The organism is Agromyces zhanjiangensis, from assembly GCF_040496055.1.
Lineage (GTDB): Bacteria > Actinomycetota > Actinomycetes > Actinomycetales > Microbacteriaceae > Agromyces > Agromyces zhanjiangensis.
In genome coordinates, this window is sequence record NZ_JBEPKB010000002.1 from 257,928 (window position 1) to 279,100 (window position 21,173).

Here is a 21,173-nt window from a genome sequence, read left to right on the forward strand (position 1 = left end):
GGAACCCGTCGCGGGTGCGGCGTGCGCTTCAGCCGACCTGCTGGATCCGGATCATGTTGCCCGCCGGGTCGCGGAACGCGCAGTCGCGCAGCCCATACGGCTGGTCGACCGGCTCCTGCACGACCTCGGCGCCGGCCGTCTCGAGGGTCGCGAACGTCGCGTCGAGGTCGGTCGCCGCGAGGTTCACGCCGAAGTAGCTGCCCTTCGCGATGATCTCCACGAGCGCCTGGCGGTCGTCATCGGTCATGCCCGGGCCGACGCCCGGAGGGTGCAGCACGATCGCGGTGTCGGGCTGGTCGACGGGGCCGACGGTGATCCAGCGCATGCCCTCGTACCCGACGTCGTTGCGGACCTCGAACCCGAGCACGTCGCGGTAGAAGGCCAGCGAGGCCTCGGGGTCGAGGTGCGGGAGGAAGCTGGAGTGGATGGTGAGGCTCATGAAGGTCACGCTATCCGCGGCCGCCCACGACGGCTTCTCGATTCCTGACCGGTTTCGTCACCTGCTTCGCCACGCACGGCAGCATCCCGAGCGTCTCGCCCGCGTACCGCTCGCGGTACACGCTCGGCGGCACCCCGACGAGTTCGGTGAAACGCGTGCTGAACGTGCCGAGCGACGAGCACCCGACCTCGAAGCACACCTCGGTCACGGTGAGGTCGCCCCGGCGGAGCAGCGCCATGGCCCGCTCGATCCGACGTGTCATGAGGTAGGAGTACGGCGACTCGCCGAACGTCGCGCGGAACCGCCGGCTCAGGTGCCCCGACGACATGTTCGCCCCCCGCGCGAGCGCCTCCACGTCGAGCGGCTGCGCGTACTCGCGATCGATGCGGTCGCGCACCCGTCGCAGGACCACGAGGTCGCGGAGGGCATCCGGGTCGGCGAATCCGCTGCTCACGAGCGCGATGCTCCCACCTCGTGCCGGGGAAGTCCAGCGAACCGCCGACGAGGGGGCCTTCGTTCCCTCGCACGCCATGGCGCCGGTGCCAGAATGGCGCCATGGACACCGGCAGGGTCGCGTTCGTCCTCGGGGGCGGAGGGGTGCTCGGCGCCGTGCAGGTCGGCATGCTGCGCGCCGTGCTCGAGCGCGGCATCCGCCCCGACCTCGTGGTCGGCACCTCGATCGGCGCGATCAACGGGGCGATCATCGCCGCCGACGTCGATCGCAGCCTCGAGCGCCTCGAGGAGGCGTGGAGTTCGAGGGAGGCCCGCGCGATCACGAGCGGCGTCGGCCTCAGGCTCGGGCGTGCGCACGTGATGTCGACCGAGCCGTTGCGTCGCATGCTCGCGCACGGCCTCGCCGGGGCCGTCGACTTCGAGGACCTCGACGTCGAGTTCCGATGCTGTGCCGCGAGCGTCGAGCGCGCGGCCGAGCACTGGTTCGACACGGGCCCGCTCGTGCCGGCCGTGCTCGCATCCGCGGCACTGCCGGGCCTCTTCCCCGCGGTGCGGATCGGCGACGAGCACTTCGTCGACGGCGGGATCGTCAACTCGATCCCGATCGGACAGGCCGCCGATGCGGGCGCCACCGACATCTACGTGATGCAGGTCGGGCGGATCGAGCACGCGCTGACGGCGCCACGGAACCAGTTCGACAACGCCCGCGTCGCCTTCGAGATCTCACGTCGGCACCGCTTCGCCCGCGACAGCGCCGCACTCGCGGAGGGGACCCGCCTGCACGTGCTGCCGACCGGGACGTCGTCCGCGAAGGAGAACCGGATCACGCGCAACCTCTCCCCCACAGCCCTCCGCCGGCGCATGGCGACCGCGCACGGCGCGGCATCCGCCTACCTCGACCGTGAGGACGAACGCCTCCGCGGCGCCGCAGACCGGACGGACGACTGATGCGGCTGCCGCCGAGGTGGGTGCGCCGCGGCATCCTCGCGCCGCTCGTCGTCGTGCTCGCGCTCCTCGTCACGGCCCTGATGCCCGCGTGGCTGACGATCGCGTTGATCGTGTCGATCTTCGTGGAACCGCGGATCCGGACCCCGCGACTGCTCGTCATGGTCGCCGTCTACCTCCTGTGGGATGCCGCGGCGATCGTCGTGCTCTTCGTGTTGTGGATCGCCTCCGGGTTCGGATGGCGCATCCACGCGCCCGGCTTCCAGCACGCGCACTACCGCTTCGTCGCGCGCATGCTCGACTTCCTGTTCTGGAACGCGCACTGGGTGCTCCGCCTCGACATCGACGTCCGCGTCCCGGAGGGATTCCACGACGACGACGAACCCCGGGTCATCGCGAGCAGGCACGCCGGCCCGGGCGACTCCTTCATCCTGATCCACGCCGTGCTCAACTGGTTCGACCGGTCGCCGCGCATCGTGCTGAAGGACACCATGCAATGGGATCCGGCGGTCGACGTCGTCCTCAACCGCCTGCCGAACCGCTTCATCGCGCCGCCGCCCGTCGCAGGCCGCGCCGGGCGGGCCGCTCGGGGTGACCGAGGCAGGGGGCCCGGTGCGGGCGGACCACGCGCCGTTCCGGCCGTTCCCCTGACGGAGCGCATCAGCGAGCTCGCGAGCGACATGGGCGAGCGCGACGCGCTCGTCATCTTCCCGGAGGGCGGGAACTTCACCCCGGAACGCCGCGCACGGGCGATCGACCGGCTGCGGGCCGCCGGGCTCACCGCCGCGGCCGAGCGGGCCGCGCGGCTCATGAACGTCATGGCGCCACGGCCCGCCGGCCTGTTCGCCGCCCTCGACGCGGCACCCCACGCCGACGTCTTCCTGGTCGCGCACACCGGCCTGGACCGCATCCGCACGGTCGGCGACGTCTGGCGCGAACTGCCGACCGACAAGACGATCACCATGCAGGTCTGGAACGTCCCACGGGCCGACATCCCCGACGATCACGACGCGCGCACCGACTGGCTCATGGGCCAGTGGGAGCGGATCGACGGATGGATCGCGGCGCGGAACGCCTGAGACGGGCGCCAGCTTCCGCGACACGCCGACCGCAGGACCAACGGCTCCACCGCCGCGCCTCGCGCTGGGAATAGCCTGAACGCGAGCGCGCCGCTCCGGGTGCGCCGGAAGGAGTCGCAATGTCCTCCCCGCAGTCCAACAGCATGTTCGCGGCGTTCGCGTTCGATTCGGCCGAGCTCACGAAGTCGGCGGTGAACTCGATCCGCATCGCCCTCGGCGTGTCGGGGGTCATCGCGTTGATCATCGGCGTCTTCATCACGTTCTGGCCGAAGAACTCGGCCGTCGTGCTGACCGTGATGCTCGCGATCTACTTCCTGGTCGCCGGCCTCGCGTACATCGGCATCGGCATCTTCTCGAGGTCGATCTCGGGCGGCGCGAGGGCCCTCGACATCATCCTCGGAGTGCTGTTCCTCTTCGGCGCGGTCGTCATGTTCGCCAACCCGACCGACAGCGCCGTCGTCATCGGCATCTTCCTCGGCATCCTCGTCGGCGTCCTCTGGATCGTCGAGGGCGTGGTCGCGCTCGCCCAGTCCGGCAACTCGTCCTCGCGGGGATGGAGCATCTTCTTCGGCCTCCTGAGCATCGTCGCGGGCATCGTCCTGCTGTTCTCGCCGCTCTGGGGCGTGGTGATCCTGTTCGTCGTGACGGGCATCGCGCTCATCGTGCTCGGCATCGTGCAGATCGTGCGCGCGTTCACGTTCGGACGCGGCATGCAGCTGTCGTCGTGATCGGCTGAGGGCGGAGACGCCGCGAGGGCGGGACCGGTTCGACCGGTCCCGCCCTCGTCGTGCGCGTCAGCGGTTCGCGGACCCGCCGGTTCGCGGGCCCGCCGCGGATCAGCCCTCGGGCGCGAAGCCCGAGACGTCGCCGACGTAGCGCGTGTGCTCGGCGGGGATCGGGTCGACGGCGGCCGACGCGACCTCGGCGGCGAACTCGGCGACGTTGTAGAGCTTGCCCGCGTCCTCCTTGCGGGCGGCGATCGCACCGGGGTTCGCCCGCTCGAGCAGCGTGGCCGTGATGGTGCCCTCGATCATGTCGCCCGACACGACGACGAACTCGACGCCCTTCGCGTCGAACTCCGGCAGCTTCGCCCGGAGCGCGTCCTCGCCGGCGCGCTTCGAGAGGGCGACGGGCTCGTACTCCGGCATGGTCGGCGTGGTGCGGATGAAGTGCGCCTGGTGACTCGTCACGAACACGATGCGGGCGCCGTCGGCGAGGTGCGGGAGCGCGTTGTCGACCACGTTGACCTGGGCGTCGCGGTTCAGGCGCATCGCGTAGTCCTCGCCCATGCCGCTCTCCATGCCGCCGGAGGCGTTGAGCACGAGCAGGTCGACGGGACCGAGCTCGGCGACGGCCCGCTCGAACATGGCCCGCACCGAGGCGGCATCCGTCAGGTCGGCGCCGACGGCGATGGCACGACCTCCGGCCGCCGTGATCTCGTTCACGATCTTCTCCGCGCGGGGGGCCTTGCTGCGGTAGTTGACGACGACCGCCGCGCCGGCCTCGGCGAGGTAGCGGGCGGTGTCCGCGCCGATGCCGCGGGACGAGCCCGTGACGAGGGCGACGCGGCCGTCGAGCGATCCGGGGGCGAGCGGGTTGGTCACGTTGGGCTCCTCGAGTGGTGCGGATGTCGCGGGCGCGCGCCGCGCGCCGCACCGAGACTACCAACTCCCCCACCGCCGACCCATGCGCTGCTAGGTTGACAAGCGGGGGCCCGAAGGAGACCAAGTTGGATGTTCTGACCCAGTACGCGTGGATCGCCTGGCTCGTCCTGATCCTCGTGTTCGCCACCATCGAGGTGTTCACCCTCGAGATGACGTTCCTGATGCTCGCCCTCGGAAGCGTCGCGGGCCTGCTCTCGGGCCTCACCGGCATCCCATGGTGGGCGCAGTTCATCGTGGCGGCAGTCGTGGCGGTCGCACTCATCCTGACGCTGCGGCCATCGCTGCTGCGGATGCTCCGGCGGGGCGCCGATCCCGCGCGCAGCAACGTCGACGCATTGATCGGCGCCGCCGGCACCGTGGTCCGGACAGTCGGGCCGGCCGGCGGCCAGGTCCGGTTGCAGAACGGGGACGTCTGGACGGCACGGCTCTCGCCGGTGACCGAGCAGGCGGATGTCGCCGTGGGCGAGCATGTGCTCGTCACCGGCATCGACGGGGCGACGGCGGTCGTCGTCCCGATGGAGAGGAGCACCCAGGAGTGAACGACCTCGGCCCCATCATCGCCGTGATCGTCGTCGTCGCGATCGCGATCTTCGCGATCGTGGTGATCGCGAAGTCGATCCGGATCATCCCGCAGGCCTACGCCGGCGTCGTCGAACGGCTCGGTCGCTACCACAAGACCCTCACGCCGGGCCTGAACATCCTGATCCCGTTCATCGACCGCCTGCTCCCACTCGTCGACATGCGCGAGCAGGTCGTGTCGTTCCCGCCGCAGCCCGTGATCACCGAGGACAACCTCGTCGTCTCGATCGACACGGTCGTCTACTTCCAGGTGACCGATGCGCGAGCGGCGACCTACGAGATCAACAACTACCTCGGCGCGGTCGAGCAGCTGACGACGACGACGTTGAGGAACGTCGTCGGCGGGCTGAACCTCGAAGAGGCGCTCACGAGCCGCGACAACATCAACGGCCAGCTCCGCATCGTGCTCGACGAGGCCACCGGCAAGTGGGGCATCCGCGTCTCCCGCGTCGAGCTCAAGGCGATCGACCCGCCCCTCTCGATCCAGGACTCGATGGAGAAGCAGATGCGCGCCGAGCGCGACCGTCGCGCCGCCATCCTCACCGCCGAGGGCACGAAGCAGTCGGCGATCCTCGAGGCGGAGGGCTCCCGGCAGGCCGCCATCCTCAAGGCGGAGGGTGACGCGAAGGCCGCCGTGCTCCGCGCGCAGGGTGAGGCCGAGGCGATCCTCACGGTCTTCGACGCCATCCACAAGGGCGATCCCGACCCCAAGCTGCTCGGCTACCAGTACCTCCAGATGCTCCCGCAGCTCGCGGAGGGCGCCTCGAACAAGCTCTGGATCGTCCCGAGCGAGCTCACCGAGGCGCTGAAGGGCATCGGGCGCGCGTTCACGCCGAACGGCGCGGCCGACGGCGGCGACGGAGCGGGTTCCCGCCCCGGCTTCCCCGGCTGAGCCGAGTTGGCCGGCGGCTGGTTCGAACCGCCCGCACCGCGCGTGCTGGCGCACCGCGGGCTCGCGCTCGAGGCGCCAGAGAACACGCTCGCCGCGTTCGAGGCCGCCGTCCGCGCGGGCGCGCACTACCTGGAGACCGATATCCACCCGAGCGCCGACGGCGCGGCGGTGCTGGCCCACGACCCGACGCTGCGGCGCGTCGCCGGGCGCCCCGAGTCGGTGTCCGACCTCTCGCTCGAAGCGCTCCGCGGCGTCGACCTGGGGGGCGGTCACGGGTTCGGCACGCTCGACGAGCTGCTCCACGCGTTCCCGGACGCCAGGCTCAACATCGACGTGAAGACGGATGCCGCGGCCGCGCCCACCCTCGAGGCCGTCCGTCGTGCCGCGGCGGCCGATCGGGTCCTGCTCACCGCGTTCTCCGACGCGCGGCGGCGACGGCTCGCGGCCGCGATGCCCGACTCGGTCACGTCGGCCGGCCGGGCGTCCGTGCTGCGCGCCCTCGCGGCATCCCGCCGTCGCAGCTCGGCCGCGATGCGTCGCGGAGTCGCGGGAGCGCGGGCCCTGCAGGTCCCCGAACGCGTGGGTCGGCTCCGGCTCCTCTCCCCCGCGCTCGTCGAGACGGCGCACGCCGCGGGCCTCGAGGTGCACGTGTGGACGGTGAACGACGAGGCCGACATGCGACGTCTCCTCGCCCTCGGCGTCGACGGGCTGGTGACCGATCGCGCCGACCTGGCGCTCCGGGTCGTCGCTGGAATCTGAGAGTTCCCCGGCAAAACCTCAGGCTCCGGGAAGAAGATGCCCAGCTTGATCGTCTATACCTGATTGACGATCGAGAGGAGTACGCCATGGCGGACCGGAGCCTTCGAGGCATGCGTATCGGCGCCCAGAGCCTGCAGAGCGAGGACGGCGTGATCTTCGCCGACCGCGCGGACTACACGTACCGCTGCGAGACGTGCGGTCGCGACACCGTGATGACCTTCTCGACCGAGGCCGAGCTTCCGGAGGAGTGGGAGTGCCGTCATTGCGGCAACTCCGCCGTGCTCCTCGTCGACTCCAAGCCCGTCGAGATCGACCGCTCGGGCGAGAAGGTCGCCCGCACCCACTGGGACATGCTGCTCGAGCGCCGCACGCGCGCCGAGCTCGAGGAGATCCTCGAGGAGCGTCTGCAGTACCTGCGGGCCCGCCGCGGTCAGCAGAAGATCGGCGCCTAGGCGCCCGTCGCACCCTCGCGCCCGGCCCCGGACCTCGTCCGGTGCCGGGCGTTTCGCTGTGCGGCGATCCCGGCCCAGGCCAATCCCGCGAGTGACCCGATCGCGATGACGAGCGCCACGACGCCGCCGAGCACGACGGAGGGCGTGAGCCCCGTGCGCAGCTCGACATCGGTGACCATCGCGCCGGCCGCGTACGCCGGCAGCGCATCGACGGTCCGGCCGGCGGGATCGATCACCTGGCTCGTCCCGACCGTCGAGATGTTCACGACCGAGCGGCCGGTCTCGATCGCGCGCAGGCGCGCGATCGCGAGTTGCTGCTGGTTCTCGTCGGTGCCGCGGAAGTCCGCGTTGTTCGTCTGGAGCATGTAGAGCTCCGCGCCGTCGCGGGCGCCCTCCCAGATCAGGTCGTCGTAGATGACGTCGAAGCAGATCGCCAGCCCCGTGATCGTGTCGCCGACGTCGAACACCGGCGCTTCGGTCCCGGGCGAGTACCCGCGCTGGATGAGGCCCGTGAGCTCGGGGACCAGCGCGTCGTAGAACCACCGGTCGGGGATGTACTCGCCGAAGGGCACCGGGTTGCGCTTGGCGAACCGGTCGACTGCACCCTCTCCCGCCTCCCACAGCAGCGAGGTGTTGTAGAAGCGCTCGTCGCCCTCCTCGCCCTCCACGGTGACCGTGTTGAGGATCACGGGCGCGCCCAGGTCCTCGGACAGCCTGTCGAAGATGCGCGCCACGGACGGGCTGCGCGTCGGATCGATGTCCGACCCGCCCTCCGGCCAGAGGAGCACGTCGACGTCCTCGCCGAGCACGGGCTCGGTCGCCTCCAGCTGCGAACGGAGCACGTCGCCCTGCTCGCGCGCGTCGAAGTAGCCGGCAGGCCCGTCACCCTGCACGCTCGCCACGCGGAGCTCCCCGGACGGCGTCGTCGGGAACGCCGGGAGCGCGATCGCCACGACGAGGACGCTCACCACCGGGATCGCGGTGCGGAGGTCGCGCCATCCGCGCACCCGCACCCACTCGATGAGCCCGGCCGTCAGCGCGACCATCACGAACCCGAGGCCCGACGACCCGATCCACGCCACGACCGGGGCGAACGGACTCTCCGACTGGCTGAGCGCGGCCCGCCCCCAGGGGAATCCGCCATACGGGAAGGTCCCCGTGACGGTCTCGCGGAGGACCCAGAGGCCGGCCACGAGGGCCGGGAGCGCGATGAGGCGCAGCCACCGGGACCGGCCCGCCTGCGGAAGCCATCGATACGCCAGCGTGATGAGCATCGCACCGCCGGCGACGAAGAGCGCTTCGAGGATGGACAGCGCGAGCCACGGGATCGGCCCGAGGTAGAGCGACGTCCACGAGACGTGCGAGAGGTAGAACGCGAGGCCGAACGCGAGCCCCACGTGGAACGAGGAGAGCAGGGAACGCCCGACCAGCGGCACGAGCGCCATCGCGATGCCGACGAACGCGAGCGGCCAGACGGCCGCGCCCGGGAAGCCGAGGTCGTAGACGAACCCGCCGAGTGCGGAGACGATGAGGGCGGCCCACAACGGCAGGATCGGGCGCGGGCCGCGGCGCTCCGGGGAGGCCCCCGGTTCGGGCGCCCGGTCGGGCAGGACGTCCACGGCCTCGGCGGCCGCACGGCCCTGCGCCGTGGTGGCGGCGGGGTCCGGGCTCATGCCGCCGCCCCATACGCGACGACGCCGCGCCGAACGGCGTCGATCGCCGCGCGCGCCGTCGCACCGAGCTCGGCGTCCGCCACGATGGAGACCTGGTCGAGCAGGTCGACGACCTGCTTCGACAGCCGCACGAAGTCGCCGGCGGCGAGTTCGGTGTCGGCCAGCACCTGGGCGAGTCCCGCACCGCGCGCCCAGGCGTGCATCGCCGTCGCGAGCGCGGGCGAGGGCTGCTCGCTGCCGGGAAGCCGGTGGTCGCGTTCGACGTCGTCGAGCTCGCTCCACGCGTCGAGCGTCCGATCGAACGCCTCGCGGAATCCGCCCTTCGGCAGTCGGTACTGCACGCCGCGGTCGTCGCGACGCGGTTCGTACACGAGCGCGGCCGCCATCGCGGCCACCGACGGCACGTCGAGTCCGTCCCACAGTCCGCGCCGGAGCGCCTCCGCGACGAGCAGGTCGCGTTCGCCGTAGATGCGCTTGAGCGTGCGACCCGCCGCCGTGGAGGCCAGGCCGCCCGCGCCGTCGCGCTTGAGGTAGCCGAGCTCCTCGAGCACCTCGGCGACGCGGTCGAACCGCTTCGCAACCTGCCCGGTGCGGGAACGGATCTGCCGGGAGAGGTCGTCGTGGTCGCGCTTCAGTCGCCACCACCGCTCGGCCCACCGCGCGTGCTGCTCGCGCTCCGCGCACCCGTGGCACGGGTGCGCGCGAAGGCGCTTGCGTTCGGCTCCGAGCTCGCGCTGCATCCGCTCCCGCTGCGCGTGCGTCGGGTTGCCCTTCGATGTCTGCCGCTCGAGGTCGCCGATCCGTCGCCGGATGGCGGCGTACTCGGCGAAGTCGCCGAGGTGGCAGCGCATCGCCTCCTCGTATCCGGCCATCGACTCCTCCTGCTTCCGGAGGGTGCGGGCGAGGTCGACCACGGCGCGGTCGGCCTGGAACTGCGCGAAGGAGAGTTCGAGGATCTGGCGGGTGCGCTCGCGACCGAACTGGTCGACGAGGTTGACGGCCATGTTGTAGGTGGGCGTGAAGCTCGAGTTCAACGGGTAGCTGCGACGGGAGGCGAGCGAGGCCACCGCCTCGGGATCGAGGCCGTCGACCCACTGGATCACCGAGTGCCCCTCGATGTCGATGCCGCGCCGCCCGGCACGACCGGTGAGTTGCGTGTACTCCCCCGGCGTGATCGGCACGCGGGCCTCGCCGTTGAACTTCTCGAGCTTCTCGAGCACCACGGAGCGGGCGGGCATGTTCACGCCGAGGGCGAGCGTCTCGGTCGCGAACACGACCTTCAGCAGCTTCCGCTGGAAGAGGTCCTCGACGATCTCCTTGAACGTCGGGAGCATTCCGGCGTGGTGGGCGGCGACGCCGCGCTGCAACCCCTCGACCCACTCCCAGTAGCCGAGCACGGCGAGGTCCTCGTCGCGCAGCATCCGCGCGCGCTCCTCGACGAGCGCACGGATCTCCGCGCGCTCGTCGGCGTCGGTGAGGCGGATGCCGCTGCGCAGCACCTGGCGCACCGCCTGGTCGCACCCCGCGCGCGAGAAGATGAAGAAGATGGCCGGCAGCAGGTGCTTGCCGCTGAGGAGCTCCACGACCGCCGAGCGCTCCGCCCGTCCCCCGCCGGGCGCGGGCCGATGGTAGCGACCACGGTCGCTTCCCCGCCGACCGCGTTGCGAGCGGCCGCCGATCGACCGGCCGCCGGCGCGAGCGAGCCGCTGGAGCTCCGGGTTCACGCGGTGCGTCGCCGCCTGGCCCGACGAGTCGAAGAGGTCGATGAGCTTCGAGCCCACGAGCACGTGCTGTTCGAGCGGCACGGGCCGCTGCTCGGAGACGATGACGTCGGTGTCCCCGCGCACGGCCTGCAGCCAGTCGCCGAACTCCTCGGCGTTCGACACGGTCGCACTCAGGGAGACGAGCCGCACGTGCTCGGGGAGGTGGATGATGACCTCCTCCCAGACCGCGCCGCGGAATCGATCGGCGAGGTAGTGCACCTCGTCCATCACCACGAACGACAGCCGCTCGAGGAGCGGCGAATCGGCGTAGAGCATGTTCCGGAGGACCTCGGTGGTCATCACCACGATCCGGGCGCCGGCGTTGATGTTCGTGTCGCCCGTCAGCAGGCCCACGTCCTTCGCACCCCAGGCCTCGACGAACTCCTGGTACTTCTGGTTCGACAGCGCCTTGATGGGCGTCGTGTAGAAGACCTTCTCGTCCGCCCCGTGCATCGCGAGGTGCACCGCGAACTCGGCGACGGCCGTCTTGCCGGCACCGGTGGGCGCGGCCACGAGCACGCTCCGGCCCTCGTCGAGCGAGGCGCACGCGGCCCGCTGGAACGGGTCGAGGTCGAACGAGAGGTTCGCTGCGAACTCCTGCAGTCGGGGCTGCCGGCGCTGCTGCCGGGACAGTGCGTAGCGTTCCGCCGGCGAGAGGCTCATCACCCCTCCAGCCTAGACAGCCTCGCCGAACTCCAACTGATTGCGCTTGGCGACCCGGCGGTCGTGCAGGTACGCGAGCCCGTAGGCGGCGAAGTACAACCCGATCATCGGGATCGCCAGCATGAACATCGAGACGATGTCGGCCGACGGCGTCGCGAACGCCGTGAACAGCACGATGACGAGGATCGCGACGCGCCACGACTTGATGATCGACGCCGCGCTCAGGATGCCGGCGAAGTTCAGCAGCACGATGAACACGGGCACCACGAACGCGATGCCGATCGCGACGACGAGCTTCAGCACGAAGTCGATGTACTCCTTCGCCGTCAGCAGCGTCTCCGCACCCTCCGGCACGAACCCGGTCATGAGCTTCACGATGTTGGGAAGCACGAACCAGCCGGCGGCGCAGCCCGCGAAGAAGAGCGGGATCGCGGTCGCGAAGAACGCGAACGTGTACTTGCGCTCACGCGTGTTCAGGCCCGGCACGAGGAACGCGAAGACCTGGTACAGCCAGACCGGCGCCGAGATGACGATGCCCAGCGTGAACGCGATCTGCAGTCGCAGGTCGAACGCACTGGAGATCGTCGGGAAGATGATGCCCGTCGACGCGGCGTCGGTACCCTGCTGCGCCTCGACGACGAGGTTCACCGGTTCCTGGATCGCCTGCCACACGAAGGCGTCCGTCAGCCACCAGCCGACGGCCATGCCGACGACGATGGCGATCGCGGACCGGAAGAGTCGCTTGCGCAGTTCGACGAGGTGCGCGCCGAGCGACATCCGCTTCTCGCGGTTCTTCTCCCCGCGATCCTTCACCGCGGTCATACGGCTCAGGCGCTCGGGCCGGAGTCCGCGCGCTTCGGCTGCTCGACCGGGGCGGGCGTCGTCGACGCGGGCGTCGACGTGGTCGACGAGGCGGGTGCCTCGGTGCTCGCCGCAGCGCCGTCCTTGGCGTCGGCGTCGTCTCCGTCGGACCGGACCTCGCTCTTGAGGATCTTCATCGACTGGCCCAGGCTCCGCGCGAGCGCGGGAAGCTTCGGCGCACCGAACAGCAGCAGGATCACCAGGAGGATGATCAGCGCGTGCCAACCGGTGAAGGCGTTTCCAAACATAGGTGCTCGTCCATTCTGGCGGGATGGTGCGGCCAGTCTACCTGCTCGCGTGAGGGGGCGCCGTCACACCTGTGCTTCGATCGGGTCACGATCGGACGGGTCGTCCGGATACGCCGCGAGACCGGCCTCGGCCCATGCCGCCACGACCTCCCGGGCCTCGGCCGGCGCGACCACGGTGACCAGTCCCGGCAGCCCAGCCACCAGGCGCTTCAGCCCGTGCACGTGAGCGAGCCGCAGCGTGACGCGGAGCCGGTCGCCGACCTCGGTCGTCGTCGAATCGGCGAGGTAGTCGGCCAGCAGCGCCAGGCTCTCCGGCGCCACGTCGACGACGATCTCGAGATCGTCGGGCGAGGCCTGGAAGAGCGTCTCGGGGATGGCGCGGCCCGTGTGGTCCGCGATCGGCTCGTCGGTGACCTGCAGTCCGCTCATGCGGTCGATGCGGAAGTTGCGGACGTCGTCGCGCAGCTGGTCGTAGGCCTGCAGGTACCAGTCCGCCCCGAGCGACGCGATCCGGAGCGGGTCGACACGGCGTCGGCGATGCTCGCCGCGCGCGTTGAGGTAGTCGAATTCGAGGCGGTGCCCCGCGGCCACCGCGCGCCGCACCTCCGCGAGCGTGGCATCCGCCGCCTCCTCCGCGACGGCGAGCCGGCTCGGCTCGGCCGAGGCGCCGGCCCTGAGCTTCTCGGTGAGCGCCGCGAGCGAGGCGCTGTCGGCGTTCTCCGGCGACGCCGACAGGTACTGCAGCCCGGCGATGAGCGCCGCCGCCTCGCGCGCCGACAGCTTGGGCGCGTCATCGATCGCCACGTGGTGGACGATGACGATCACGTCGTCCTCCTCGAACGAGTCCCAGTCGATGTCGAACAGGTCGTTCGGCTGGTAGGTGCCGGTCGCTCCCGGCAGGCCCGAGGTCGCGATGAGCTTGACCGCATCGCGGATCTCCTGCTCGCCCACGCCGAAGTGGGCGGCCGCCTCCGAGACGTCGACCACGCGCTGCTCGAGCAGGTACGGCACGAGCGAGAGCAGGAACACCAGTCGATCGGGCGCGCGCAGGCCGGACGGCCGCCGCGAGGGGCGTGCGCTCATGCCGCGCCCCCGTCGCGATGGGCCGCCGTCACGGTCGCGAGCCGTCCGCGGACGGCCTCGCGCAGCGAATCGGGCGCGATCACGCGCACCTCCGGTCCGTACGATGCCAGCTCGTCCGCGAAGACGGCCTCGTCGGTGTAGTGCAGGCGGATGACGCCCGCGTCCTCGTCGGTGCGGACCGCCCGCTTGCCCAGGCGCACCTCCGCGTCGGACCCCGCGCTCACCGCCAGGTCGGCCGAGTTCGCGAGCCGCAGCGCCTGCAGGTCGGCGAGCACGCGGTCCTGCACGTCGGCGGGTGGGGCGTCGAACGGGGCGCCGGCCAGCGCCTTCACGTCACCGACGATCCGCGAGAGGAGGAACGTGCGCGGACCCGCCGCGTCGACGTCGCGCCCGTGCAGGTGCCACCTGCCCTCGTGGAGCACCACGGCGTAGGGCTCGACCGTGCGCAGGCGCGGGGCCTGCTCGCCCGGCTTGAGGTAGTGGAACCGCACGCGCTGCCGCTTGTCGAGCGCCTGGCGCAGCGGTTCGAACGCGGCATCCCGCACCCGCAGCCGCGGCGCGTAGCCGATCACCGGCTCGCGCGGTTCGATGCCGAGCGAGCGGAGCTTCGTGAGTGCGCGCTGCGAGTCGGCCGAGAGCGAGGCCTCGCGCCAGACCTCCGCCGCGAGGCCGAGCAGCGCGAGCTCGTCCGGCGTGAACCGCACGTCGACGGGCAGGTCGTACTCGCCCTTCGGGATGCGGTAGCGCAACGCCTGGTTGTCGCCGGGACGGTCCGGTGACTCGACCGTCTCGAGCGGGATGCCGAGGTCGCGGATGTCATCCTTGTCCCGCTCGAACTGCCGCTCGAGGTTGGCGTTGCCGCCGCGCGGATCGTACCGCTCGGCGTAGCCGCGCACGGTCGAGAGGATCTCGGACTTCAGGAGTCCGGCCTCGGTCGCGAGCAGGGCGAGGACGAGGCTGAACAGCCGGTCCTCGACCGGGATCCGAGACTCCCCCGCGGGCTTGGATGACGCCACGTCAGCGATCATACTGAAGCGCCCGTGGCGGCATGGCGGCCGCCCCGCCTCACACGACGCCGAGGATGTCGATCACGAAGAAGAGCGTCGATCCGGCCGGGATGCCGGCCTGCTCGGCGTCGCCGTAGCCGTCCTCCGGGGCGATCACGACTCCGACCTGCGAGCCCACCTGCTGGCCGACCAGCGCCTCGGCGAAGCCCGGGATCACCTGCGAGCCGGAGCCCGTGCTCACGATGAAGGACGCCGGCGCGCCGCTCTCCCAGCTCGAGTCGAACACGGAATTGTCGTCCCAGAGCACGCCCGTGTAATGCACGACGACCCGGTCGCCGTCCTCGACGGTCTCGCCGGAACCCTGCTTCAGGACCTCGACCTCGGTCGACTCGAACGGGTCGCTGTCCGGCACGGTGATGCCGGGGCGCCCGTCGGGCGCGGTGACGACGGCCGGGAAGCCGTCGCGCGTGATCCGGGGCGACCCGTCCGCCTTCGGCAGGAACGCCTGCTGCACGTCGAAGACCACGACGAGGCTGTCGTCGGGACCGATGCCGAGCCCGGCGTTGCCGGCGTCGCCGAAGCCGTCAGCCGGCGGGATGACGACCGCGACGCGCGAACCCTCCCGCGCGCAGCTCAGCCCGGTGCGCAGGCCGGTCAGCGTGTTCGCCCCGAGCACGACCGGGAGCGGATCCTGGCTGCCGAAGCCCTGCGGGGCCTGGATCTCATCGCCCGTCGTCCCGTTGTAGACCGCGAGCCCGACGAGCGCCTGCTGGCCGTCGACGAGGTAGTCGCCATCGCCCTCGATGAGCTCGGTGCACTGCGTGGCGTCGGGCACGAGCGGGGTCGGGAAGTCGACGCGGGGCGTGTCGCCGAAGTCGCCGCGGACCTCGACGAGGTCGGACGACGCGCCGGGCTCCGCCTGCGGCTCGGGCGCCGAGGCGCAGCCGGTGAGGGCGAGGGCGACGGCGGTCGCGGTGGCGGTGAGTGCGAGCGGGAGGCGCACGGATCCTCGTTTCGTCTCGGGTGGAACGGGCGCAGACAGCCTAGTCGGCGTCGGCGGGGTCGGTGGAGGGGTCGCCGCCGGTGTCGCCGCGAGAGCTGCGCGCCGCGGCATCCGCGGCCCTGGCCCGCTTGCGGAGCACCTTGTCGCTGACGTTGCGCTCGCCGAGCGCGCCGGGCGTCCACGCCTCGACGTCCTCGTCGCTGAACTCGGTCTTCGACGGCCGGCGCTTGAGCTCGGGGAGGATCGTGTCGGGGGCGAGCCGGCGCGCCGTGATCAGGAAGCCCGTGTGCGCGATCATGCGATGGTCGGGCCGGACCGCGAGGCCCTGCACGTGCCATCCGCGGACCATCGTCTCGTTCGCGACGGGCTCGGTGTACCAGCCCGTCGCGCGGATCGCCTCCGCCACGCGCGAGAGCTGCGTCACGGTCGCGATGTAGCAGAGCAGCACGCCGCCCGGCTTCAGGGCCGCCGACACGACGTCGATGCACTCCCAGGGGGCGAGCATGTCGAGCACGACGCGGTCGACGGATGCCGGCTCGGCCTGCTGCGGGAGCGCCTCGGCGAGGTCGCCGAGCGTGATCGACCAGTTCGCCGGGTCCTCGCCGTGGAAGGTCGCGACGTTGCCGCGGGCCACGTCGGCGAACTCCTCGCGCCGCTCGAACGACATCAGGCGCCCCGCCGGCCCGATCGCGCGGAGCAGCCAGAGCGAGAGCGCACCCGAACCCACCCCCGCCTCGACGACCGTCGCGCCGGGGAAGACGTCGGCCTGCGCGAGGATCTGCACCGCGTCCTTCGGGTACACGATCGCCGCGCCGCGCGGCATCGACATCACGAAGTCGCTGAGCAGCGGCCGGAGCGCGAGGTACTCGACGCCGACCGCGTTCGAGACGACCGAGCCGTCCGGCAGGCCGATGATCTCGTCGTGCCCGATCGCCCCCTTGTGCGAGTGGAAGACCTTGCCGGGCTCGAGGGTGATCGTGTGCATGCGGCCCTTCGGACCGGTGAGCTGCACGCGGTCGCCGACGCGGAACGGCCCGCTCGCCTCGCCGCGGCTCACGCGCTCGCCCACTTGTCCGTCGCGACCTCGACGAGGTCGTCGAGCGTGCGGCCGTCGAGCGTGTCCCACACGACGTCGGAGGGCGCGTCCTCGAGCGAGAGCATGTGCGGGACGCCGATCACCACCGCCCCGGCCGCGGTCGCCGACGCCAGACCCGTCGGCGAGTCCTCGATCGCGACGCAGTCCGCGATGTCGACGCCGAGCCGCCCGGCGGCCGCGAGGTAGGGCTCCGGGTGCGGCTTCGGTGCGGCGACCTCGTCGCCGGTGACGAGCTCGTCGAACGCCGCGAACGGGATGGCCCCCACGACGTCCTCGGCCATCGACCGGATCGACATCGTCACGAGGGCGGTCGGCACGCCGGCGTCGCGGAGCTGCTTCAGGAGCGACTGCGCCCCGGGCTGCCACGGGACGCCGTGCTGCGCGAGCTGCTCGCGCACGCGCTCGGTGAGCCGCTCGACGATCGCGTCGGCCGGCAGCTCGACGCCGGCGCGGCGGAACACCTCCGCGGCGTCCCAGAGGCCCATACCGACCATCTGCAACGCATCGTCGTGCGTCCAGGTCCGGCCGAACTCTTCGACGAGTTCGATCTCGGCCCGCATCCAGTACGGCTCGGTGTCGACGAGGGTGCCGTCCATGTCCCAGAGGACGGCGGCGGGAAGGCGCTTGGTCACAACGGGCGATTCTATCGGCACGGCCTATTGTTGAGATGGGTCCGGACGTTCCGGACCCGGAAAGCGGGGCGGACCGAGTGCAGCAGCCGACCGGGTTCGAGGGCGGACGACTCCTCGTCGTGGCATTCGAGGGATGGAACGACGCCGGTGAGGCGGCCACCGGAGCCGCCCGGCTCCTGGCGGAACGGCTCGGCCTCGTCGAGATCGCCGCCGTGGATCCCGAGCTCTACTTCGACTACCAGTTCACGCGCCCGACGATCGAGTCCGCACCCGACGGCACGCGTCGGCTGAGCTGGCCGGGCGCCGCGATCCTCGGCCCGAGCGGCGAACCCCGCCCCGACGACGACGAGGTCGTCACCGGGCCCGGCGCCGACCGGCTGCACGTCCTCCTCGGCGCGGAACCCGCGCGCACCTGGAAGGGCTTCGCCGCCGAGCTCATCGACGCCGCGCTCACCGCCGACATCGAGGGCATCGTGCTCCTCGGCGCGATGCTCGCCGACGCCCCGCACACGCGCCCCCTCTCGGTCTTCGCCTCGAGCGAGAACCCCGAGGTGCGCGCCGCGCTCGGCGTCGACCGGTCCACGTACGAGGGGCCCGTCGGCATCCTCAGCGTCATCGCCGACCAGGCCGAGCGCGTCGGCATCCCGACGGTGTCGCTCTGGGCGTCCGTGCCGCACTACGTGCACAACGCCCCGTCGCCGAAGGCCGTGCTCGCGCTGCTCGGCAAGGTCGAGGAGCTCACCGGCCTCAGCATCCCCCGCGGCTCGCTCGAGGACGAGGCGAAGGCGTGGGAGTCGAGCGTCGACGCGCTCGCCGCCGACGACGAGGAGATGGCCGGGTACATCACCCAGCTGGAGCAGGCCCGCGACGCGGTCGACGCGCCCGAGGCATCCGGCGAGGCCATCGCCCAGGAGTTCGAGCGCTACCTGCGCCGACGCGGGGACCAGCCCGGCGGCGGGCCGTGGCGTCCGCGCGAGGGCGGCTGACGAGGCGTCCGCTCGTGTCGCTCGCGCGCGCTGCGGAGGCGAGCGTGCTCTCGGTCGGTCGGTCGGTCGGTCGAGGCGACCGTCCGAGGATCAGAACGGCTCGAGGACGCCCGTACCGAGCAGCACGAAGACCGTCGTGCCGAGCGCGATCCGGTAGATCACGAACGGCAGGAAGCTGTGCCGTGAGATCCACCGCATGAAGAAGGCGATCACGAGGATCGCGACCACGAACGCGACGACGGTCGCGGCGGCGGTCTCGATCGGGCCGTACACGGCCGGCTCGCCCCAGCTCTTGAAGAGCTGGTAGAAGCCCGAGCCGAACACCGCGGGGATCGCGAGGAGGAACGCGTAGCGCGCCGCCGCCGCACGCTCGTAGCCCAGCAGGAGGCCCATCGTGATCGTGCCGCCAGAACGCGAGACGCCCGGGATGAGCGCGAGCGACTGCGCGAGGCCGAAGTAGATGCCGTGCGGGTAGGTGAGCTCGTCGAGCTTGCGTCGCTTCGCACCCGCCCAGTCGGCGAGGCCCAGCACGATGCCGAAGACGATGAGCATCGTCGCGACGACGTAGAGCGAGCGGAACACCGTCTCGATCTGGTCCTGGAACAGCAGCCCGAGCACGACGATCGGGATCGACCCGACGATGATGAGCCAGCCCATCCGCGCGTCCGGGTCGTCGCGCGGCACGCGGCCGAGGAGGGCGCCGAACCACTGGCGGATGATCCGGACGATGTCGCGCCAGAAGAAGACCACGACCGCGGCCTCCGTGCCGAGCTGCGTGATCGCGGTGAACGCGGCACCCGGGTCGGCCGCGTTGGGCAGGAACTCCCCCAGGATCCGCAGGTGCGCGCTCGAGGAGATCGGCAGGAACTCGGTGAGTCCCTGCACGAGGCCGAGGATCAGGGCTTCGAACAAGTGGGCATCGCCTTCCGCCCCTCGACGCGAAGGGCACGGGACCGTCGTGGTCGGGAACGGGTGGGCGCGATCAGTACGCCAGGAGCAGGTCCTTCAGGACCTGCCTACCGAAGACTAGTGCGTCGAGCGGCACGCGTTCGTCCACCCCGTGGAACATCGCAGGGAAGTCGAGGCCGTCGGGCAGCCGGAGCGGTGCGAAGCCGTAGCCCGCGACGCCGAGGCGCGACAGCGCCTTGTTGTCGGTGCCGCCGCTCAGCAGGTACGGGAAGACCGCCGCCTCGGGGTCGTGCTCGTGCAGGGCGTGCGTGACGGCGTCGACGAGCGGCCCCCGCGTGGGTGCCTCGAGGCCGACGTCCCGGTGCACGATCTGGATCTCGATGTCGGGGCCGATGAGCTCGGCGACCTCGGCGAGCACCGCGTCCTCCTCCCCCGGCAGGGTGCGGATGTCGACGAGCGCCTCGGCGCGGTCGGGGATGACGTTGTGCTTGTAGCCGGCCTGCAGCAGCGTGGGGTTCGACGTCGTCCGCAGCGTCGCCGTGATGAACCCGGACGCCGAGCCGGTCGCGAGCGCCAGCTCGTCGGGCGCGACCTGCTCCGGGTCGACGCCGAGTGCGCCGGCGATCGCCGCGAGCAGCTCCCGCGTCGTTCCCGTCAGCCTGATCGGCCACTCGCGTCGTCCGATCCGCGCGATCGCGTCGGCGAGCTTCGTGACCGCGTTGTCGCGGACGAGCCTGGAGCCGTGCGCGGCCGTGCCGTGCGCCACGAGCCGCACCCAGACGAGGGACTTCTCACCGGTCTGCAGGAGGTAGGCGCGCCTCCCGCCGACCGTGATCGAGTAACCGCCCACCTCGCTGATCGCCTCGGTTGCGCCTGCGAAGAGCTCGGGGTGCTCGTCGACGAGCCAGCTCGCGCCGTAGAGCCCGCCCGCCTCCTCGTCGGCGAAGAAGCCGAGGACCAGCTCGCGCTCGGGCAGGCGCCCCTCGGCCAGGATGTCGCCGACGGCCGTGAGGATCATGGCGTCCATGTCCTTCATGTCCACCGCGCCACGGCCCCACAGCATGCCGTCGCGGATCTCCCCGGCGAACGGGTCGACGCTCCAGTTCCGGGGATCGGCGGGCACGACGTCGAGGTGCCCGTGCAGGACGAGCGCTGGCTTGTCGGGGTTCGCACCCGGGACGCGCGCGACGACGTTCGCCCGGCGCGGCGCCGACTCGTACACGACCGGGTCGAGGCCCATGCGGCGCAGGTGCGCCTCGACGTACTCCGCGGCCTCGCGCTCGCCGTTGGACCGTCCCTCGCCGTGGTTCGTCGTGTCGAAGCGGATGAGGTCGCGCGCGATGATCGCGGTCTCGTCGAGCTCGGGCGGCAGCCCGGGCCGGGGCCCGGGCTCGGGGGTCGTCGGGAGCGTCTCGGCCATGCGCTCCACGCTATCGCGAGGGCCGGGCGGACGCCGCGACCGGGTGCGCTCCGGTCGGGGATCGCGACGCTCCTGGCGGCGATGGATGCCTCGGGAACTCGGCTTTCCGGGGCTGACCTGCGGCTCTGCTCGCGGGGCGGTCCGTCCGGCCGCCGCGTGGTCAAAGGGCCCCGGAAACCGTGCTAATGTCTTCTACGGCCGCTGAGCGATCGGAGGCCGAGGCAACGCGCGGGTGGCGGAATTGGCAGACGCGCTAGCTTGAGGTGCTAGTGCCCGGATAGGGCGTGGGGGTTCAAGTCCCCCCTCGCGCACGCGTTGTCGAGAAGGCCGGATCTTCGGATCCGGCCTTCTCGTGTTTAACGCGGACTGCCCCGTGCAGCATCCAAAATGCGTCTCGCACGACGCCGTGTGGTCCACAACTCGGAAACGAGTCGCGCGTCGATGCGGTGGGCCCGGCGTTTCGCCCCGGGAACGCCGCCCTCCGCCCGCGCGTTCCTGAAGTCGGGACTGGTCGCATCGCGCGCCAGTGGCCGACGCGACCCCCGCTCGGGGGCATGGACGGGTGGC

Annotated in this window: 22 protein-coding genes and 1 tRNA gene; 9 read left to right on the forward strand and 14 right to left on the reverse strand. The window is 71.5% G+C overall.

What is annotated here, in order from left to right:
• Positions 1-28 precede the first annotated feature (28 nt).
• Complete coding sequence (locus ABME02_RS04400) at positions 29-439, reverse strand: VOC family protein (protein WP_353814066.1); 411 nt, start codon at positions 437-439, stop codon at positions 29-31.
• A gap of 10 nt (positions 440-449) precedes the next feature.
• Entirely contained in the window at positions 450-893 is a 444-nt protein-coding gene (locus ABME02_RS04405; protein ID WP_353814067.1) for a helix-turn-helix transcriptional regulator, read from the reverse strand.
• Positions 894-994: 101 nt separating this feature from the next.
• On the opposite strand from ABME02_RS04405, the gene ABME02_RS04410 reads away from it, so the two are divergent.
• The 3 genes from ABME02_RS04410 (at position 995) to ABME02_RS04420 (ending at position 3,644) form a co-directional block, all read left to right on the forward strand.
• Complete coding sequence (locus ABME02_RS04410; protein ID WP_353814068.1) at positions 995-1,840, forward strand: patatin-like phospholipase family protein; 846 nt, start codon at positions 995-997, stop codon at positions 1,838-1,840.
• Positions 1,840-2,916, forward strand: coding sequence for a lysophospholipid acyltransferase family protein (locus tag ABME02_RS04415; protein WP_353814069.1), 1,077 nt, complete (start codon positions 1,840-1,842; stop codon positions 2,914-2,916). Before ABME02_RS04410 ends, ABME02_RS04415 begins: the two co-directional genes overlap by 1 nt.
• A 119-nt stretch (positions 2,917-3,035) precedes the next feature.
• A complete protein-coding gene (locus ABME02_RS04420) occupies positions 3,036-3,644 on the forward strand; it encodes an HdeD family acid-resistance protein (RefSeq protein ID WP_353814070.1) in 609 nt (202 codons plus the stop codon).
• 108 nt (positions 3,645-3,752) lie between these two features.
• On the opposite strand, the gene ABME02_RS04425 is transcribed toward ABME02_RS04420, so the two are convergent.
• Positions 3,753-4,520 (reverse strand): SDR family oxidoreductase, encoded by a 768-nt coding sequence (locus ABME02_RS04425; RefSeq protein ID WP_353814071.1) that lies wholly within the window; start codon positions 4,518-4,520, stop codon positions 3,753-3,755.
• 125 nt (positions 4,521-4,645) lie between these two features.
• Between ABME02_RS04425 and ABME02_RS04430 the strand changes: the two genes are divergently transcribed.
• The 4 genes from ABME02_RS04430 to ABME02_RS04445 all read left to right on the forward strand — a co-directional run bounded on the left by ABME02_RS04430 (position 4,646) and on the right by ABME02_RS04445 (position 7,262).
• Entirely contained in the window at positions 4,646-5,119 is a 474-nt protein-coding gene (locus ABME02_RS04430; RefSeq protein ID WP_353814072.1) for an NfeD family protein, read from the forward strand.
• Positions 5,116-6,051, forward strand: coding sequence for an SPFH domain-containing protein (locus ABME02_RS04435; protein WP_353814073.1), 936 nt, complete (start codon positions 5,116-5,118; stop codon positions 6,049-6,051). Before ABME02_RS04430 ends, ABME02_RS04435 begins: the two co-directional genes overlap by 4 nt.
• 6 nt (positions 6,052-6,057) lie before the next feature.
• Complete coding sequence (locus tag ABME02_RS04440) at positions 6,058-6,810, forward strand: glycerophosphodiester phosphodiesterase family protein (RefSeq protein ID WP_353814074.1); 753 nt, start codon at positions 6,058-6,060, stop codon at positions 6,808-6,810.
• A gap of 86 nt (positions 6,811-6,896) precedes the next feature.
• A complete protein-coding gene (locus ABME02_RS04445) occupies positions 6,897-7,262 on the forward strand; it encodes an RNA polymerase-binding protein RbpA (RefSeq protein ID WP_129234554.1) in 366 nt (121 codons plus the stop codon).
• Here ABME02_RS04445 and lnt read toward each other — a convergent pair.
• The 9 genes from lnt to ABME02_RS04490 form a co-directional block, all read right to left on the reverse strand.
• On the reverse strand, positions 7,259-8,935 hold the full coding sequence (gene lnt / locus ABME02_RS04450; protein WP_353814075.1) for an apolipoprotein N-acyltransferase: 1,677 nt from the start codon (positions 8,933-8,935) through the stop codon (positions 7,259-7,261). The two genes, ABME02_RS04445 and lnt, sit on opposite strands and share 4 nt — an antisense overlap.
• Complete coding sequence (locus tag ABME02_RS04455; protein WP_353814076.1) at positions 8,932-11,361, reverse strand: DEAD/DEAH box helicase; 2,430 nt, start codon at positions 11,359-11,361, stop codon at positions 8,932-8,934. The genes lnt and ABME02_RS04455 overlap by 4 nt, the downstream gene beginning before the upstream one ends.
• Positions 11,362-11,373: 12 nt before the next feature.
• Positions 11,374-12,138: a twin-arginine translocase subunit TatC gene (gene tatC / locus ABME02_RS04460; RefSeq protein WP_353814398.1), complete on the reverse strand. Its 765-nt coding sequence runs from the start codon at positions 12,136-12,138 to the stop codon at positions 11,374-11,376.
• 50 nt (positions 12,139-12,188) lie between these two features.
• A complete protein-coding gene (gene tatA / locus ABME02_RS04465) occupies positions 12,189-12,470 on the reverse strand; it encodes a twin-arginine translocase TatA/TatE family subunit (protein ID WP_353814077.1) in 282 nt (93 codons plus the stop codon).
• A 63-nt stretch (positions 12,471-12,533) separates the two neighbouring features.
• Positions 12,534-13,553, reverse strand: coding sequence for a helix-turn-helix transcriptional regulator (locus tag ABME02_RS04470; protein ID WP_353814078.1), 1,020 nt, complete (start codon positions 13,551-13,553; stop codon positions 12,534-12,536).
• Positions 13,550-14,569 (reverse strand): helix-turn-helix transcriptional regulator, encoded by a 1,020-nt coding sequence (locus ABME02_RS04475; RefSeq protein WP_353814079.1) that lies wholly within the window; start codon positions 14,567-14,569, stop codon positions 13,550-13,552. Before ABME02_RS04475 ends, ABME02_RS04470 begins: the two co-directional genes overlap by 4 nt.
• 49 nt (positions 14,570-14,618) lie before the next feature.
• The gene (locus tag ABME02_RS04480) at positions 14,619-15,563 is read right to left on the reverse strand and encodes an FKBP-type peptidyl-prolyl cis-trans isomerase (RefSeq protein WP_353814080.1); all 945 of its coding nucleotides are present in this window, start codon (positions 15,561-15,563) and stop codon (positions 14,619-14,621) included.
• A gap of 40 nt (positions 15,564-15,603) precedes the next feature.
• Positions 15,604-16,620: a tRNA (adenine-N1)-methyltransferase gene (locus ABME02_RS04485; RefSeq protein ID WP_353814081.1), complete on the reverse strand. Its 1,017-nt coding sequence runs from the start codon at positions 16,618-16,620 to the stop codon at positions 15,604-15,606.
• A complete protein-coding gene (locus ABME02_RS04490) occupies positions 16,617-17,291 on the reverse strand; it encodes an HAD family hydrolase (protein ID WP_353814082.1) in 675 nt (224 codons plus the stop codon). Before ABME02_RS04490 ends, ABME02_RS04485 begins: the two co-directional genes overlap by 4 nt.
• 77 nt (positions 17,292-17,368) lie before the next feature.
• Between ABME02_RS04490 and ABME02_RS04495 the strand changes: the two genes are divergently transcribed.
• Positions 17,369-18,277, forward strand: coding sequence for a PAC2 family protein (locus ABME02_RS04495; protein WP_353814083.1), 909 nt, complete (start codon positions 17,369-17,371; stop codon positions 18,275-18,277).
• 90 nt (positions 18,278-18,367) lie between these two features.
• Here ABME02_RS04495 and ABME02_RS04500 read toward each other — a convergent pair whose 3' ends face one another.
• Positions 18,368-19,189, reverse strand: a complete 822-nt coding sequence (locus tag ABME02_RS04500) for an undecaprenyl-diphosphate phosphatase (RefSeq protein ID WP_353814084.1) — start codon at positions 19,187-19,189, stop codon at positions 18,368-18,370.
• Positions 19,190-19,259: 70 nt separating this feature from the next.
• A complete protein-coding gene (locus ABME02_RS04505; RefSeq protein WP_353814085.1) occupies positions 19,260-20,606 on the reverse strand; it encodes a M20/M25/M40 family metallo-hydrolase in 1,347 nt (448 codons plus the stop codon).
• A gap of 226 nt (positions 20,607-20,832) precedes the next feature.
• Here ABME02_RS04505 and ABME02_RS04510 point away from each other — a divergent pair.
• Positions 20,833-20,917: transfer RNA gene (locus ABME02_RS04510), tRNA-Leu, on the forward strand.
• Positions 20,918-21,173 lie beyond the last annotated feature (256 nt).